3 protein-coding genes are annotated in these 17,825 nt (G+C 77.2%); all 3 read right to left on the reverse strand.

Annotated elements, in window-relative coordinates; translation table 11 throughout:
• Window positions 1-24: 24 nt before the first annotated feature.
• The 3 genes from DEFCA_RS0112340 to DEFCA_RS0112350 are packed head-to-tail and all read right to left on the reverse strand — an operon-like array spanning window position 25 to window position 17,802.
• Complete coding sequence (locus DEFCA_RS0112340; protein ID WP_025323330.1) at window positions 25-1,233, reverse strand: hypothetical protein; 1,209 nt, start codon at window positions 1,231-1,233, stop codon at window positions 25-27.
• Complete coding sequence (locus tag DEFCA_RS0112345; RefSeq protein WP_169709573.1) at window positions 1,230-2,489, reverse strand: fibronectin type III domain-containing protein; 1,260 nt, start codon at window positions 2,487-2,489, stop codon at window positions 1,230-1,232. Before DEFCA_RS0112345 ends, DEFCA_RS0112340 begins: the two co-directional genes overlap by 4 nt.
• Window positions 2,482-17,802 (reverse strand): hypothetical protein, encoded by a 15,321-nt coding sequence (locus tag DEFCA_RS0112350; RefSeq protein WP_169709574.1) that lies wholly within the window; start codon window positions 17,800-17,802, stop codon window positions 2,482-2,484. The genes DEFCA_RS0112345 and DEFCA_RS0112350 overlap by 8 nt, the downstream gene beginning before the upstream one ends.
• Window positions 17,803-17,825: the final 23 nt, after the last annotated feature.

Raw genomic sequence — 17,825 nt, forward strand, 5'->3', positions numbered from 1 at the left:
TTCCCAAACGGCGACGCCACCGGGTCACCCTCCCTCGGGCAGCAGGCCCGTCGTCCGCAGCAGACTCCGCCAGCGCCCGTGGTGGTACGCGAACCCCAGCTCCACCCCCCGGCGCCACGAGCCCGCCGGGAAGGCGAACTCCAGGACCCGGTCCGTCCGGGTCGCGAACCTCTCGACCCGCGCCACCTCCTGGCCGCCCTGGGTGATCACCAGGTAGCCGGAGCACCCGAACCCCTCCCCTTCCACCCGGACGCGGTCGCCCACCCGGACCTTTGCCGACCCCGAGACGCCGCCGACCCGCGCCACGCGCACCGACGGCACCCGGTCGACCACCTCCCGGTACGACACGATCTCGTTGCCGGCGATCACCACCTCCCAGAACAGGGGCGCGTACCCGTAAGGCGAGCCGCACGCCGTACCCAGCCACGCGCCGTCGGGCAGCAGGACCCGGTACCGGCCCCCCTCGGCCTGCACCCGGGCCACCGGGCCGCCGGGACCCCACCCCTCTGCCCTCGCCCAGAACACCACCGGGGCACCGGCCGTCGGGGATCCGTCCGGCCCCCGCACCCACCCGCTCACCTCGGTGAGTCCGGTGGTGGGCGCGGTGGTGAGGCCCACGTCGGTGGGCGGCGGGGCCGGCGGTGCGGCCGCGTCGCCCGCACCCGCCTGGCTCGCGTTCGTCGGCTGTGGCGGGGAGGCGGCTGGACCCGGCTGCCCCTTCACCGGCGCCTGGGCGCCGCTGTCCGCCGAGGTCCCGGCCGCCTTGCCGGTGCTTGGCGAAGCGGCGGCGCCCGCACCCGCCGGGCCGGCGTCCCCCGGCCGGGAAGCCGCCCCGGCCCCCGGTCGTCCCTTGCCCGGCGCCCGGGCGTCGCTGCTCGCCGGGGCTTCCCGCGTCGGCGTCACGGCCTTGCCGGCGGCCGCGGCACCGGGTGCCGGGGTGGAGGGGGCGGCCGTCCCCTGCTGACTCGCGGCCGCCGGCGCCGGCGTCTTCTGGGGGGCGGCCTTTCCGGTGTCGCCGGCGTCCCGCGCGGCCGGCGGGGCGGGCGCGGGGGCGGCCTTTCCGGCGGCGGGCGCGGACCCGGCCGCCGAGGACGGGGCCGCCGGGGACGCGGCCTGGCCGGTCGGGGGCGGCTTGTCGATACGGACCGCCTTGTCGAACGCGGCCGCGTCCGGGACCGGCGCGCCCCAGAGCAGCGAACCGCACACGGTCAGCGCCAGGAGCGGCCGTCTCATGGCTTCGCCTCCCGGGGCGCCGTGACAGCGGCCGACGGCGCGGACAGCCGCCCCCCTGCGTAGAACGCCCGCACCCGGTACCACGCCCCCTCCGGGGCGGCCCGGTCGAGGAAGCCCGGCTCCCGGACCAGCCCCGAGAGCTTCACGAACCCGTCGTCCCGGTCCGGGCTCCGGTACACGAAGTACCCGGCCAGGGCGCCGGACGCCACGGCGGGCCAGGTGATCCGGACCCCGTCCGCCTCCCGGTCCGCCGAGGGCGCCCCGGGTCCCGGCACGCCCTCCGGCGCGACCCGGGCGCGGGCGGCCGCCGGCGCGGACAGCTTCGAGACGTTGCCGGCCGCGTCCACCGCCGCCACCGCGTACCGGTACGCCACCCCGGGCACGGCGGTGCGGTCGGTGGCTTCCGAGACGCCGGCGGGCTGCTCCGAGACCACGGCCGGCTCGCCGCCGTCCCGGCTCCGGTACAGCCGGTAGCCGGCCACGTCGTCCCCCGGCACCCCGGCCCACCGGACCGTGACGGTCCCGTCGGCCCCGCTGGACACCCCGGTCACCACCGGAGACGGGGGCGGGGTGCGGTCGGGCGCCCGGACCTGCACCTCGGGGGTCCGGGGACCCAGGTTGCCCCCCGCGTCCAGGGCGGCCACGGCGTAGTGGTAGGTGTACCCGGCCCACGGGTCGATGCGGTCCTCGGCCCGGGTGGTGCCGGGCCGGAACGCCCCGATCACCGACCACGACGCGTCGCTCCCCACGCGGCGGAACAGCTGCACCTGGGCCACGTCGGGCGACGGGCTCGGCTCCCAGCGGATCGTCACCACGCCGTCCTCCCCGGCCTCGGCCACCAGCCCCGAAGGGGGGTCCGGCGGGGTCTCGTCCACGAGCACCGCCAGCACCGGCGCCGAAGGGCGTCCCTCGTTCCCGTCCCGGTCCACGGCCGTCACCCGGTACACGTAGAGCAGGCCGGGCTCCACCGCCCGGTCCACGTAGGCGCCGGTCCCGGCGGGCAGCTCGGCCACCACGGGTCCCAGCTCCGGGGTGCGGCGGCCGTCCGCCGGGGGCTTCATCGCGAACCGGTGGACCCGGACCGCCGTCTTCCCGGGGGAGGACCACGCGAGGGTCACGTCCGTGGCCGTGGCCGTGGCCCGCAGCCCCTCCACGGCCGGCACAGCCGGGCCGGCGGCCGCCGCGGCCGGGACGCACACCGCGAGCACCCACGCGGCGACCCACCCACCGATCCATCCCCTGGTTGCGCTACTCATGGTTCGGCTCCGTCATCACCTGGCCCGGCACGGCCGCGTCGGGCCGGAACTGGCCGTCCCGTCCCGCGCACATGTCCCGGTCGCACACGTTGTAGGGGCTGGGGCTCCACCCGACCCACGCCGGGGAGGGGTGCGTCACGGTGATCCCGGCCAGGGCCCCGTCGGACACGGGCATGTGGAGGACCCAGCTCTCCGGGTCGGTGGGGAACTCCCCGAGCCCGAACGAGAACCCCTTCGTGCCCAGCACCCCCCAGGCGCCGACGGACTGGCCCGCCGGGGTGGTGGACACGAGCAGCTGCAGGCCTTCGCACACGCCGCGGGCCAGGGCGTCCTCCTCCGGGATGGGGGTGCAGTCGATCTCCGGCAGGTCGGTCTTCACGTCGGGGATCGAGAGCCGGAACTTGATCCCGACCTCCGCGTCCTCCGGCGCGGTGTCCACCGCACCGAAGAACTGCGCCTCCAGGCCGGTCCCGGGGCTCTCGACGTCAAACCCGAGGAAGTACCCCCGCACCCACGGCGAGACGCACATGCCGAGGCCGAGGCGGGCCGCGGTACCGGACAGGACCGCGTCCCCGGACTGGCCGAGGGCCAGGCCGAGTTCGAGGCCCGCCGCCGGGAACATGGGGATGATCACCTGCACGGCCGCCCCCCCCTTCGCCCCGAACCCGATCGCGTCGCCCTGCTTGTAGAAGTACCCGCCGGCCTCGGCCGTGAGCCCGCCGCTCAGCAGGGAGAACGGGGGCGGCACCACCGGCAGGGCGAGGTCGCCGCACATCCCCACGTCGAACGCCCGGACGAACGCCTCGGGGGGCAGCGGGCGGCCGTCGGCCGCCGCGGGCACGGTCATGAACCCGGACAGGTTCACTCTGCCCAGGGGGAGCGCCCCCAGGTTGGCGTCCGCGTACGCCCACAGCCGGGCGTACGCGCCGGCGTCGTTGTGGCCGAGCCAGCCGAACAGCTCCGCCTCGGCCCCGCCGACCAGGGACTCGGCCAGCTGGTTGGCGGGCACGCTCACCCCGATCGACTGGAACCCCGCGTCCAGGTCGGGGTAGTTGCCCCCCGCCTGGATCTTCACCAGCCACTCGTTCGGCCCCAGGGTCTCGTAGGTGAACTGGGCGGCCACCTTCAGCAGGGCCGGCAGGGTGAACCGGCCCACCAGCTCGAGCCGGACCCGCTCGTCCAGGGGGCGTACGCCGCCCCCGGCCAGGGACCACCGCCGCCACACCCCGCCGCCGATGCCGGTGAACGTCGCGCCGCCGATCGTTTCGGTGAACACCGAGTCGGCCAGCACCTGTTCGGCCCCCACCTGGACCTGGTTCCCCGTGGGCAGCCGGTCCACGAACGACACCGCCATCCGGGCCAGGTCGATCACCCCCACCACCGCCTTTTTCGCGTCGTCGACCACCGCGGCGCGCGCCGCCGGGTCGATCACCGCCCGGTTCAGGTTGTTGACCCGCGCCACGGTATCGGCCCACAGGTCCTCGTCGCCCAGGTTGGCGAGCACCGGCACGCCGTCCGCGTCGGCCCCCGCGAGGATCGGGAGGGTCCGCAGGTACCCCCACGCCTCGTCGTTGGCGTGGGCGTCGTCCGGCAGGTCGGGGAGGATCGTCCGGCGCAGGTCCCCGAGGGCGCCCAGGATCAGGTTGCGGGCGCCCTTGCCCTCGCCGGGGTCGCACGCGTCGGGGGCGAGGAGCAGCTCCCGGTCGCCGATCTTCTCGCAACTGCCCGACAGCAGCCGCATCGGCTTCTGGAGGGCGGGGTCGCTGGCGAGGATGTCGATCACCTCCCCGGCCATCTTCGGCACCCCGAGGGCGAACTGCACCTGGGTCACGGGGTCCTGCACCTGGCCGGCGAGCAGGTGGTACACGCCCAGGGACCGGGCCGGGGGCCACGTGGCCGGGTCGGCCTGGGCGCCCCACCACAGCACCTTGAGCACCCGCGACAGGGTGTGGGGGTTCTCCCCGGCGAGGGCCTCGGCGGTGTAGACCGCTGCCACGGCCACCCGGCCCGCCAGCTCGAACGGGTCGCGGACCGACTCCAGGTCCTTGAACTGGCGGATCAGGATCCCCAGGGCGGAGGGCTCCACCCCGGCGAACGGCCCGTCCCCGCAGGACAGGGGCACGCGGGAGTACAGGTAGTCCGCCCCCCCTGCGGCCACGTCGATCAGCACCCGGGGCGCGTCGTCGGTGCCGAGGAGGGCGGCGTTTTTGGCCACCTCGTTGATCAGGACGAACGGCGCCACCAGGGCGCGGGGCGTCACGTCGAGGCCGTCCACGTGGCGGTCCAGGATGCACGCGAGCTTCGGCGCCCCGTCCGCGGCCACCAGGGCCCCGGCCAGGGCGGGCAGCCCCTGCTCCGGCCCCTGGGCGAGGGCCGCCTCCTGCCCCGCCACCAGGTCCAGCGCCCAGTGGGACAGCTCCCGGCCCGCGGACGGCGCACGGCCGGGCGACGGGAACAGGGCGTTGGCCGCGGCCTTGAGGAACGCGTACAGGATCGGGTCGCCCGCCACCCGGCGGGGCGGCGCGTCGGCGGTGTCCCCCGGTTGCAGCGTCCACGCGTAGGAGAGCGCGTCCACCGGCACCTGGGCGGCGAGCCGGACGCCGGTGCGCACGGGCTCCGGCAACCCGTCCACGGTGGTCTGGAAGTCCCCCTCCTGCACCAGCCGCCCCAGCAGGTCCACCGCCTCCCGGCCCTGGGCCTCGGGATCGGACGGCCCGCCCGTCTCCGCCACGGCGAGCCCCAGGAGGGTGGTGTCCGCCATCAGCCGGACCCAGAACCCGCTCGTTCCCGACGACAGGGGCGTCACGGCGTCGCGCAGGACCCGGTTCCAGTCGATCGGGTTTCCGGCGACCGTGCCCTGGTACCCGGCCGACAGGACGCCGTCCACCACGCCGCCCAGGAGGCTGGCGGCGCCCCCGGGCCACCCCGTGGACGGCAGTCCGGCCGCCGCCAGGGTGGTCCGGAACATCCGGGCGAGTTCCTGGCCGGGGGAGAACCCGGGCCGGGGCTTGAGCAGGGTGAACGCGCCGGTGAGCATCCCTTCGGGGGACAGCTGGGCCGCGAGCTGCTCGGCCGTGTACGCGCCCGGCTGCACCAGGCCCAGGGGGCGGAGGCCGCCCTCCTCCACCACGAACCGGGCGAGTTCCGCGGCCAGGGCGTCCCGGAACGGGTCGGCCGCGCTGGCCGCGGGGTCGGGCAGGCGGGCCGCCAGCCGCCCGGCCAGCAGGCCGTGGCTGCCGAGCACGGCGCGGGCCGGCTCCAGGGCGGCCGCGACCGCCTCGTAGCGCGCCCCCGGGTCCTGCTCGGCGAACGCCTCGACCGAGAGCACCTGGCCGCTCTGGGCGGCGGTGGCCAGGCTGTCCCCGTCGCGCAGGGCCAGGCGGTCGAGCTGGTCGAACAGGTCGTCCACGTCCCCGTTCACCGCTTTCTGGATCAGCTCCGTCACGTCGAGCTGGGTGGCCGCGAACCGCTCGAGGAGGCCCTGGATCCCGGCCGCCGCCGCGGCCAGGGGGTCCGGGCTGGGCACGGGGTAGTCCACCGGCAGGGCGGCCACCGCCGTCACCCGCCGGTAGAGGCGCTGCAGCTCGCCGAAGTCGTCGCTGTCGGTCGGGTCCAGCTCGTCCGTCCGGGCCCCCACCCACCGGGCCGCCGCGGCCCGGCCGGCCGGCCCTTCCTCCGCCTTCTCCTGGAGGACGAAGCCGGTGCACAGGGCGGCGTAGTCGCTCTCGGGGTCGGTGGCCAGGGCCACCTCCTGCACCGCCTCCCGGTCCGCGCTGACGGCCTCGCTGCCGTCGAACCCGAGCAGCTGGGCCTGGGTCTCCAGGAACAGCGCGGTCTCCAGGTGGCGCTTGAGGCACGCCCCCTCGGCCACGCACGCGGCGTTGGCCGCGGAGCGCTCCACGAGGACGGAACCCACCACCGCGACGGCCGACTCCTGGTCCGCCCCGGGCAGGTAGCCGCCCAAGGACAGGTCCGCGCCGAGCAACTGGGCCGTGGCCAGGAGCGCCATCATCTCCCGGATCGCGGCGTCGTCCCGGTCGGCCAGCAGGCGGGCCCGGACGCTCCAGTACGCGTCGCGCAGCACCTCCTCCAGGGCCGTCGCGGACGGGCCGGCGTCCAGGGACGGGGCGTCCCAGCCGAACTGCTGCCCCACCACCATGGCGTCCAGGATCTCCCGGACCGACGCGGACCACCGGGTCGGGTCGGCCCGCGCCGCGGCCACGGCCGCCTGCACCCGCGCGTCCACCGCCGCGCCGATCCGCGACACCAGCCCCTCGGCACCGAGTTCGTCCAGGAGGTCGGGCCAGAACCCCACCGCCGCCCACTGCTCGCCGGTGGGGTGTTCGGGCAACGCGGCCAGGTCGGCGGCCAGGACCGGTTCCACCAGGGACGCCACGGTGGGGAAGTCCGCGGCGGGCAACGCGGCCAGGTCGGCGGCCGCAGCCGCCCACCGCTTCACCGTGGCCAGGTCCTCCCCCGGGTCGGCGCCGGTGCGCGCCGCCTCCACCACCCGGCCGAGGGGTTCGGCGATCTGCGCCCGCACCCGCTGGGCCAGACCGGCCAGGCGGGACGGCAGGTCCACCGGCCGGTTCAGCCCGGCGGCGGCCGGCGCCGCGGCCGCGAGGTCGACCAGCTCCCGGACGGCGGCGGGCTCGGGCAGGCGGTCCACGGCCTGGCCCCAGTAGTCGCGCCACAGGTCGGCGGCCGCGTCGGCCCCGGCCGCGCCGGCGATCCCGGCCAGGCGGGCGGTCAGGTCGGTGCCGGCCCAGGTCCCCAGCCGCGCCTCCAGGGCGTCGGCCAGGACGGCCAGCGGGTCGGGCGACGGGAGCGCGGCCCCCGGCGTGTTCAGCGGCTGGGCGGCGAGGATGCGGGCCCGGTCGGCCAGGACCCGGAGGAGCCGGCGCTCCCCCTCCACCCGGGGGTCGAGCCCCGCGGCCACCCGCTCCAGGAGGCCGGCGGCCCGGCCGCGTGCGTCCGCGTTCCGGGTGGCGAGCTGCTCCAGGACCATGGGGGTGACGACCTGCCCGTCCCAGTCGCCGGACGCTGCCGCGGTGGTGGCGCGCACCACCGCGTGGAGGTGCCGCTCCACCGCCGGGGCGTCGGCCCCCAGCAGCTGCGCGTCGGCCGCGAGCCGCAGGGCCTCCTCCAGGTTCCGGGTGAGGCAGGTGCCGACGGCGACGCACCGGGCGTTCTCGGCCGCCCGGTCCTCGAGGCGGGCGCCCAGGTGGTCCACCACCGCGGCGAGATCGGCCTCGGCCGGGAACCCGTCCACGGGCAGCAGTTCCACCCCGAGCATCTGGGCCGTGGCCAGGACCGAGAGCAGTTCCCGGGCCGCCCCGTCGAAGTCGCCGCCGTCCACCGCCCGGCGGGCGGTCGTGTAGGCCTCCCGGAGCACCGGGAGCAGGTCGGCGCCGGCGCTCGCCGACAGGGCCGGCAGGTCCCACCCCAGGCGCTGGGCGGCGGCGTGGATCCGGAGGATCGCCCGGACCGCGTACTCCCACGGCACGGCGCCGGAGCGGCCCCGTTCCACCAGGGTGGCGATCCGGTCGTCCAGGGCGGCGCCCAGGGCGGCGCGGGTCCGGTCGGCGCCGAGGGCGGCGGCCAGGTCGGGCCACAGCGCGAGGGGCGCGAGATCCGCTTCGGACGGCGCGGGCGGGAGCGCCTCGAGGAGCGGCCGCAGGCGCGACAGCAGCGCGTCGTCGGCGGTGAACGGGGCCCACCCGGGCACGGCGTCGGCCAGCAGCCGGAGGGTGTCGGCCAGGTCCCGGACGGCCGCCACGGACGGGTCGGCCGGGTCCACGACCGGGTCGGCCGCCCGGCCCAGCTCGTCCAGGAAGCGGTCGAGGCGGCCCGTCAGGCCGTCCGCGAGCCGCTGCCGCAGGCGGTCCCTGGCGCCGTCCACGTCGAGGTCCGGCCGGCCCAGGGTGCGTTCCACCCGGGTGCCGAGCCGGGCGAGCCGGGCCACCTCGGCCACGCGGTCGGCCACGGGCGGGGCGTCGTCCGGCGGGTACACGAGGGTGAGGGCGGCCCCGTTCCAGGCCGCGGTCCAGATGTTGCGGATCCTGGCGACCACGGCGTCCTCCAGCACGCCGAGGTCGTCCGGCTTGCCCGCCCACACCGCGTCCCACGACGGGTCGCGGTCCGCCTCGGCCGGCAGGGGGACCTCCTGGAGGCGGCGGACGCGGAACAGGTAGTGGAGGAGCCGGTCCAGGGAGTCCTCGGCCTCGGGCAGGGCGTCCACCGCCGCGCCCAGCCGCTCCACGGCCGCGGCCCGGCCGGCGAGCCCGTAGCGGGCGATCTGTTCCGCCAGCCGGGAGGTGAACGCGAGGTCGAAGGACGCGCGTTCGGTGCCGCCGGTGCTCACCGCCAGGTCGGCCGAGACCCGCTCCGTCACCCGCAGCGCGAGGTCGGTGGCGTCGAACGGCCGGTACCCGACGGCGGCGAACGCGGGGGACAACGCCTCCCCCACGGCCGGGCAGCCGAGCATCTGGTTGTCGCGCTCCACCGCCAGGGCGGCCCGCGCGTCGGCGGTGACGAACACCCGGTTCGGGTCCGCGAGCAGGCCCTCCAGGCGGTCGTACGCGGCCCGGGCCGCCTGGCACAGCAGGGCCAGGTCGGCGGCGGCCGCCGCCGCCAGGTTCTCGGCTCCGTACACCAGCTCGGGGTCGACCACCCCCTGCTGGACGAACGCGTTGAGCCCCAGGAGGCGGGCGCCGTCGTCCGGCTGCGGGGCCGTCTCCATCCGCTCGCGCAGGGCGAGGTAGGTCCGGCGCAGGGCCAGGCCGAGGCGGGCCCCCACCCGATCGGCCACGACCAGGCCCGTCTCCTGGGCCAGGGTGAGGTGCCCGAGCAGGGCGGCGATCGGGTTGTCCCCCTCCGGGGGAGGCGTCAACCAGTCCGTCACCGCGGTCGGGTCCGAGGCCCGGGCCTCCACCGCGGCCAGGGCGTCGTCCACCAGGGCCGACAGGCCGGCGGCCAGGGTCTCCAGGACCTGGGGCCCCACCCCGTCGACGGCCCAGCCGTTGGCCTCGGCCTCCGCCCACAGGGCCAGGAGGCGCCCGGCGCCCTCGTCGGAGGGCGCCCCGGCAAAGGCGGCCCGGGCCGTCTCCAGGGCGTTCAGGAACGCGGTCTTGTGCGCGTAGAGCGGGTCGTCTTCAGGGGGCGCCGTCACCCGGCCGGGCGGGCCGGGGTACGACACGGCGGGCTCGTCCCGGTCGTACTCCGCGTGGTAGCGGGTGCCGTCCGCGCGCTCGATGTCGATCACCTCGCGGCCGGCGGCGGTGGCGAGGCGGCGGGTGGTCTCCTCCGGGGTGGCGAGCACCGACTCCACGTCGCCCCCGGGCCGGGTGGTGACGTTCAGCACGGCCGGCCGGCCGCCCTCGAGGATCCACGCGGTGCGCCGGTGCTGCCCGTCGCGGTCGGACCAGGTGGTGACCCGCCGGCCGTCCACCGCCTGCTCGGACCGGGGGGCGGCCCCCTCCGGGTACACGGTGACCGCGCCGTCGGCTGCGGCGAACACGGGCTCCCCGGTCCCGCCGGTGACCACGATGCCGCCCTCCGGGGTCCGGGCCACCGCGAGCCGGCTGAACGCCTCCATCTGCGCCGCGACCCGGGCGTCCAGCGCCTCGCCGGTGAGGCCGGTGCTCTCCAGCTGGTCGCGCACCAGCTGCTCCACGTCCACCACGTCGGCGAACCCGAGCTGCTCGGCCACGGTGCCCGCCCCGGCCGGGTCGCCGAACAGGCTGACGCCCTGGGCGTCCACCACGTCGCCGGACGCGGTGGCGCGCAGCAGCAGGGGGCCGTGGGCCAGATCCTGGTCCGGGGCCGGCACCGCCGCGCCGGGCGGCACCGCCGGGAACGCGTAGATCTCGGCCGAGCCGTCCGGCGCCACGTACGCCGCGAACTCGCCGGGCCGGTACAGGTGGCGGGTGCCGTCGGCGAACACCACCTGCCGCTCCAGGAGGGCACCGCCGACCTCCAGGCCGGCCGGGTCCGTCGGCGCCTCGGCCGGCTCGAACGCGACCACGTCGAAGCTCTCCCCCTGCCCCACGTGCACCGTTCCGCGCCCCTCGGTGTAGCGCACCCGCAGGTCCGGCCGGCCCGGCAGGGGCCCCTCGTACGCGAGCAGCCGCCCGTCCAGGGGCACCGCGGCCACGTCCGTGAACGCCACGTCGCCGGCCACGAACCGCAGCTGCCGCTCGCCCGTGGCCGGGTCGGAGATCGAGACCGCCTCCATCTGGGGCTGGAACGCGATGCGGCGCCCCCCGGCGTCCAGCCACCGGGCCTCCAGGAGGGTGCCCGAGATCTCGTCCCCCGGGGTTCCCCGGGGCGGCGGCGCCGCCACCAGGAGGAGGCGGTACGGCACGAAGGTGCCGTCCGCCCGGCCGGCGGTCACCTTGACCACCTCGCCCAGCTGGCGGTTGTACGAGACCCGGCCGCCCCGGCCGTCCCGGTACTCCCGCTCCTGGACCGTCGCGTCGGTGGCCAGGGTCTGCTCGACCCCCGCCAGGTCGGTCAGGCGGTCCTCGGGCAGGTCCTCGACCCCGTCCAGCACGTGCAGCTCGCGCAGGCCGGGGAAGTCGGGGTGATCGTCCGGGTACCGGACGGACAGGACCCCGCCCAGCTCCAGGTCGAGGGTCCGCTCCACGCCGGACAGGTCCACCTGGCGCACCCGGCGGACCGTCCCGCCGGCCCGGGTCACCCACACGCCGACCCGGGAGGCGGGCGGCCGGCGCAGCACGTACAGGGCCCGCGCCACCGCTTTCCGGCCCGCCGGGTCGGCGACCCGCTCCGCCTCCGTCTCCAGCAGGGCCTCGAGGGTGCGGGGGTACGTGTCGGCCGGCGGCCGGTCGGCCCACACCGGGTCCACGGCCCGCAGGGCGGCGGCCAGGGGCGCCGTGAACTCCCCCGCCGGCTGGTAGGCCGTGGCCAGGTCGTCGAGCATTCGGGCCACCACCGGCGGGGTGAGACCGCCGGCCTCGAACACGCCCAGCGCCCCCCGCAGCACGGCCGCGGCCACCCGCAACGGGCCGGCCGCCCGGCCGGGAGCGGCCGCCGGGAGGAACCGGGCCAGCGCCCGGTCGTCGCCGGCCCACGCCACCAGGACCGGGTCGCGGTCGAGGCTCGCCGTGATCCCTCCCCGCTCGTCGGCCCGGATCAGCAGGTCGATCAGCTCGAGGCCGACCTGCAGCACCTCGGGGAGCCGCTGGATCTCGGCCCCGTACAGGGACACGAACTGCAGGACCCCCCGGGTGTACGCGAGGCCGTCCGACAGGAGGGGGTCGCTCGCCGCGCCGGGCAGGCCCTGGAGTTCGGCGACCACCCCGTCCAGGCTGCGGCCCCAGGTCGCGAGCCCGTCCCACCGGTCCGCGTCCGCCAGGGGGACCAGGGCGTCGAGGATGCCGGCCACGATGTGGACGTACCGGACGGCGGTCCGGTCGCCCGTGGCCCGCCGGGCGACCAGGCCCAGGGGGCGCGCCAGCTGCGACCCCACCTGGAGCACCTGGACCGGGGGCGGGTCGGCGTCGTCCAGCTGGGCCAGGGCCCGCCGCAGGTCCCGCAGGGCGGCCACCTCGTCGAAGGCGAGGGTGCCCGGCGCGATCGCCCGCACCGTGTTGGCCACCTGGACCAGGAGATCGGCCCCCCACCGGGCCGTTCCGAGGTTCCCTTCGGGCACCGCGCTCACCCCCCGGAGGGCCACCTGGCCCAGGCGCAGGGCGGCCTTCACCTGGGCGTCGAACCGGCCGTAGTCCACCCGGGCGGTGACGGCGCCGCACCGGACCTGGCCGGCGGCGGAGCCGGCCAGGGGGTCGAGGACGTCCACCAGGGCGCCGGCCACGGCCGCCGGGTCGGCGGTGCCCCCGTCCACCAGATCCTTGAGCGAGGCGAACACCTGCCGGGACACCACGGCCACGTTCCGGAACTCCTGGCGGGTCGTCACCGGGGGATCGCCGGAGGTCAGGGGGTCCCCCACCTCCGGGTTGGCGCACACGAACGCGCTCACCTCGTCGGCGAGGTCCACCACCTGCGCCAGGTCCACCGGCGTGCCGGCGTTCACCCCCTGCCCGATGGCCACCCCGGTCTGTGCCAGGGCCACGGCCAGGGGCAGGGCGCCCAGGGCCGGGTTGCCGCTCTCGATCTCGGCGTACCGGCGCACCACGTCCACGGACGCGTCGGCCAGGCGCCACGCGGTGGTCGAGTCGATGGTGCCCCGCTCCACCAGGGCCCGGGCGGCCGTGACCAGGACCTTGGCCACCTGGAGGGCCAGGTCCACCTGGGCGTCCACCTCGGGCGGGTCGTACTGCATCGACTGGAGGATCGGGATCGCGGTGTCGAGGGTCTGGAGCACCAGGGCGGCGGCCTGCTCCGGGGTGATCTCGTCGAACTGCACCCCCATGTTGGCCGCGGTGATGGCGATGTCGGCGAGTTCCATGGCCACGTACTCGGGGTCCGTGGCCTCCGGGGACGGCTTGAACAGGTCAGGCGACAGGTACAGGGCCTTGAGCAGGTCCACCGACGCCCCGGCCAGGGACAGCCCGTTGCCCACCAGGGCCCGGACCTCTTCCACGCCCACGCCGCCGGCACCGCCGGCCGACGCGCCGGTGGCCGCAGCCGCGGCCACGGTGGTGACCACCGAGCTGGCGAACGCGGCCGCCTCGGTGGCCACGTTGATCACCTCGGCCCCGACCCCCTCGGCCCCGGTCACCTCGCCGGCGATCGAGCCGCCCAGCCGGGCCGCCGTCTCCCCGATGTGGAGGGCGGCGAGGGCCGCCTTGACGATGTCCACCCCGGCCCCGGCCCCCACCTTCTCGTAGGCGGTGAGGGCGCCGCCGGCGTCCACGTACTGTCCCACCTCGGCGAGGCCGTCGAACGACAGGGCCCCGAGCACCTCCACCGTGGCCTTGCCGAGGAACGCCTTGAACTGCTTGGGCTGGGCCTCGTCGTACCGGTCGCCGTCGGCGCTGCCGACCAGCCGGGCGTCCACCACGGTGTCCGGGGTGCCGTAGGTGTTCAGGAACTTAAGGGTGGCGTCGATGTAGATCGCGCCGCCGGGGTCCCCCACGATCGGCTCGGGGGCGCCGTCTTCGTTGCGGTGCTGGGGCTCCACGTACGGCACCATCGCCCCCAGGGCGGTGTGGAACACGGTGACGTGGCGGGGCTTGAACAGCTGGAACGCGACCCTTCCGTCCAGGCGCACCCGCCAGTCCCGGGTGGGCGGCGCGTCGGGCGGCGGCGGCCGGTGGTCCCCCACGTAGCGGCGGAACGACAGGGCCGTCTCCCCCTCCCGGGCGGTGGCCGCCACCTCGGGGGTGAACGGGATCCCGAGGAACCGCAGGCCCGACCCGGCGGGGGCGATGGGCGGGCTGCCCCGCGGGTCCCGGTCGTACCCGATGTTGCCGTCGGGGTAGATGTCGAGGGTGACCGTGAACGGGTGCTCGGCGCCGTCGGCCCGGAACTCCACGCCGCCGTACGCGTCGGGCACCGCAAGCGCGAGCCCGGCGTCCTGGATCACGATCCGCCGGCCCGGCCCGTCGAGGACGACGCCCGGCGCCGCCCCGTCGGCGGCGGCCCGGGGGTGCAGCGTGGCCGACCAGTACCGGAGGGGCCAGCCGGCGGACGCGTCCGGGGGCACGAGGCCGTCGGGCCCCACCAGGATCTGGCCCGACGCGTCCACCTCGCCGCGGAACCCGAGGGCCAGGTCCACCGGGTACGGCACCAGCAGGTCGCCTTCCACCAGGCTGCGGGCCACGGCCGAGTCGTCGAACTCCACCACCGCCCCGCCGATGCGCGCCCGGAACCCGGCCACCTCCCGCGCCACGAAGTCCCGCTCCAGCAACCACAGGCCGTCGGCGCCGGACGAGGTGAGCACCACGGCCGCCCGCTGCCCCCACGCCTGGACGACGTCGGACAGGGGGGTGCCGTCCACCTGGATCGCGGCCAGCCCCCCGCCGCCGTCGCCGGCCCCCTCCCGCGGCGCGGGCAGGGGCGGGGCCTCGGGCCACGGCAGGTCCACCCGCCCGCCGGTGAGGTGGAGCCCTCCCCGGCCGGCGAGACCGGCCCGGTACTCGGCGATCCACGCGTCGGCCTCCTCGGCGGACGCCGGCGGCACCAGGGCGCGCCGGGGCGGGCCCGGCCGGAGGTCCCCGGCCGCCGCGGACCGGCCCCCGGGGATCACCAGCCGGGCCTCGGCCGGGCGGTACGTGAACCCGCCCAGCTGCACCGCGCCGGCCGGCAGGGGCTCGGTCTGGAACCCGCTGCTCCCGGGCGCGCGGCCGAGGTTCTGGAACCGCACGGGCTGGGCGGCGTACGCGGCCGGCAGACGCACCTCGCCCGCCAGGGAGAGCCCCCCGACCCCGTCGCCGTCCAGCTCGAACACACCCCCGTCCACCGCCAGCTCGAACCCGGCCGGGTCCTCCAGGCGGAGGGGCTCGGCGGACGGGGCGACGCCGAAGAACGCCGGCGCCTCGGCCGCCGGCACCACCTCGATCTCGCCGGTGAGGCGTCCGTCCGTGGCCAGCTCGAGGCGGGCGAACCGGCCGTACAGGTACGCGCTCGCCGGGTCCACGGTCTCGAACAGGCCGGTCCGGGACTCGTCCACCCCCGGGGTCAGGGCCAGGTCCGACCGGGCGTGGACGGCCACCCGCACGTAGCCCCCGGCCAGGGCCACCCCCTGCCACTCGGGGCCCTGGCCGCCGTGGGTGGCGTACCCCAGGTGGGGGGAGAAGTCCGCCACGATCCGGGCCCCGGCCAGCTTCAACGCGACGTCGTCCCCGTAGGGCACGAACACCCCGGGCCGCACGTACGGGTGGAGGTCGGGCAGGTCGTCGGGGAACCGGCGCTCGGCCACGAACTCGCCGCCCGAGACGATCTCGACCCGCTCCAGGGGGAGCACCCCCGGGACGTCCACGGGGCGCACCGCGCCGGGCATCGGGTACCACAGGTCCAGGTCGGCGGTGGCCCGGGACGCCTCCAGGTCCAGGCGCCGCAGGCTGAACCCGTGCCCGCCCAGGGACAGGGGGACCGGCTCGCCCTGGAGCGAGGCCGTGCCCATGGTGACCCGGGCCACCAGGGGGTCGGGGGTGGCCTCGACCCTCACCCCCTCGAAGCGCACAGGGACCTCGGCCCCGGAGGTGTCGCCCCGCCACGTGAGGTGGGCGGTGCCGGACAGCGCCCCGCCGGGCTTGGCGCCGGGATCGTAGGCGTCGACCACCACCTCGAACCCGCCCATGAGCAGGGTGGCGGGCAGCCCGCCGGGGTGGGTCACCCGGACCTCCGTCCACGGGGCGAACCCCCCGAGGCTGGCCAGGTACAGCCCCGGCTCCTCGGGAGTCCACGGGCCCACCGTGACAGGCCGGTCCCGGTCCCCGGGCTGCACCCGCACCACGGCGTCGCCGGCCAGCCAGCCGGCCGGTTCGGTGGCCCCGTCGGGCAGCACCCGGTGGATCGCCAGGGGCATGGGGTAGCCCGGGTACGGGCCCTCGTCGGTCCGCTCGCCGACCACGTCCCGGATCCCCCGGGCCGTGCTGCGCGCCCGGGCGGCCAGGTCCGTGCGCTCAGCCCGGGTCAGCCTCCCCCCCGCCGCCCGGGACACCGTGCGTTCCAGCCCCCGGCACGTGGCCTCCGCCGGCGGGGGGGGCAGGTCCCGCAGGCGCCCCCTCTCGAGCCGGTCCGCCAGCTCGTCGGCGTACGCGGCCAGGTCGCGCAGGTTCGCCGTGCACCGGCGGGTCTGGGCCCCGGCCCACGCCGCGTACCCGTTGTCCGTGACCTCGCCGAGGAACCAGCCCGGCACCCCCGCGTCGGCGTGCAGGGACCCGTCGTCGGCGAGACCGTCGGCGCCGACGGACGACCGGAAGCCGGTGATCGCGCCCGTCGGGGGCCCGTCCCCGGAGAACGGTCCGCCCCCGGTCGCTTCGACCCGGTCGCACAGGGTCGGGACCCTGCCGGAGAAGGTGACCCCGCACGCGAGGGGCGCACGCGAGAACCCCCGTTCCTCGGGGGCTGGCCGGACCCGCTCGGCGAAGTCGAACCGGCCCACCTGCCGCGACACGCGCACCGTGTACGACACCGTGGCGCGGTCCACCTCGCGCCCGTCCCGGAGCAGCCGCACCACCAGGTCGCCGTCGGCGGTGAGGGCCGGGGCCCGCCACGGCAGGGCCACGTCCAGGTACGGGCTGGACACCCGTCCCCCGTCCGCGGTGGCCGGGGGCAGGGCCGACAGGAACCGCCGGACCCACGGCACGCCCCCCTGGGCCAGCTCGAGGACGAGGTCGTCCCGGGTGCGAAACGCGCCGTTCTGGACCCGGGCGACCAGGACGACGTCCCGGTCGGCCTCCACCGTCTCCCGGAGGTGGATCCCCAGGCTCGCCGAGAGCCGGCCCGGGACCGACCCGGCGCCCAGGGTCACCGGGTCGGCTGCGAGCCGCACCGCCCCGATCACGGCCTTCCCCGGCTCCGGCGGCTCGTCCAGGGTGAACGCCACCCAGTCGCTCACCACGGGCTCGCGCCCGTCGAAGAACGCGGTCACCCGCCACCGGTGGTCGCCCCCCCGGAACCCCACGGCGTCGGCCGCGGGCACCGCGTACCGGTCCCCGGCGGTCTCGACCCCCCACACCGGCACCCACGCGTCGGACAGGCCGTCGGCGGCGGTGGCCGCGCGCCAGCGGGACGCCCGGAGCCCGCCGGTGCCGACGGGGCGGGCCTGGAGTTCCACCCGGTAGCGCTGCGGAACCGCCCGGGAGGCGGCCTTGCCCGTGGCCTGGAGCCGCCACCGGAACGCCAGGCCGAGCGGGTCGGCCCGGGAGCCCGACGCCGGGGCCACGGGCACCAGGGACGGCGGGAGCGGGGCCGGGTTGGTCACGAAGTACCGGATCGTCGGTACCGCGATCACCGTCCGGCGCCCGGTGCCGTTGTCCAGGGTCAGGGTGACGGCGTGGGAGCCGGGCTCGTGGGTGGGCAGGGGCACCCCGGTCTCGTCGGAGCGCACGGTGAAGTCGGTGCCGTAGGTGAGCGTCCGGCTCATCACCGCGATCGGGTACCCGTCCACCACCCACCGGATGGTCAGGGGGCCGTTGCCGGCGTACCGCACCCGGGCCTCGGCGTAGAACCCGGCCTCGCCCTGGGGCACGGTCTGGCTGCCCGTGCCGTTGGGGAACGTGATCTGCACGTAGCTGGGCACCACCACCGGCGACGTGGTGGAGCCCGCACCCGCGCCCTGGACCCCCACCTCCACCTGGACGGCGGCCCGCGCGGGCGCGCCGAGGAGTCCCGCGAGCAGCGCGACGAGTAGAACCCGACCGATACGATGCGTTCCCATGAGGGCTCCCCAGCAAGCGGTCA

This window comes from Deferrisoma camini S3R1, from assembly GCF_000526155.1.
Classification (GTDB): Bacteria; Desulfobacterota; Deferrisomatia; order Deferrisomatales; family Deferrisomataceae; genus Deferrisoma; species Deferrisoma camini.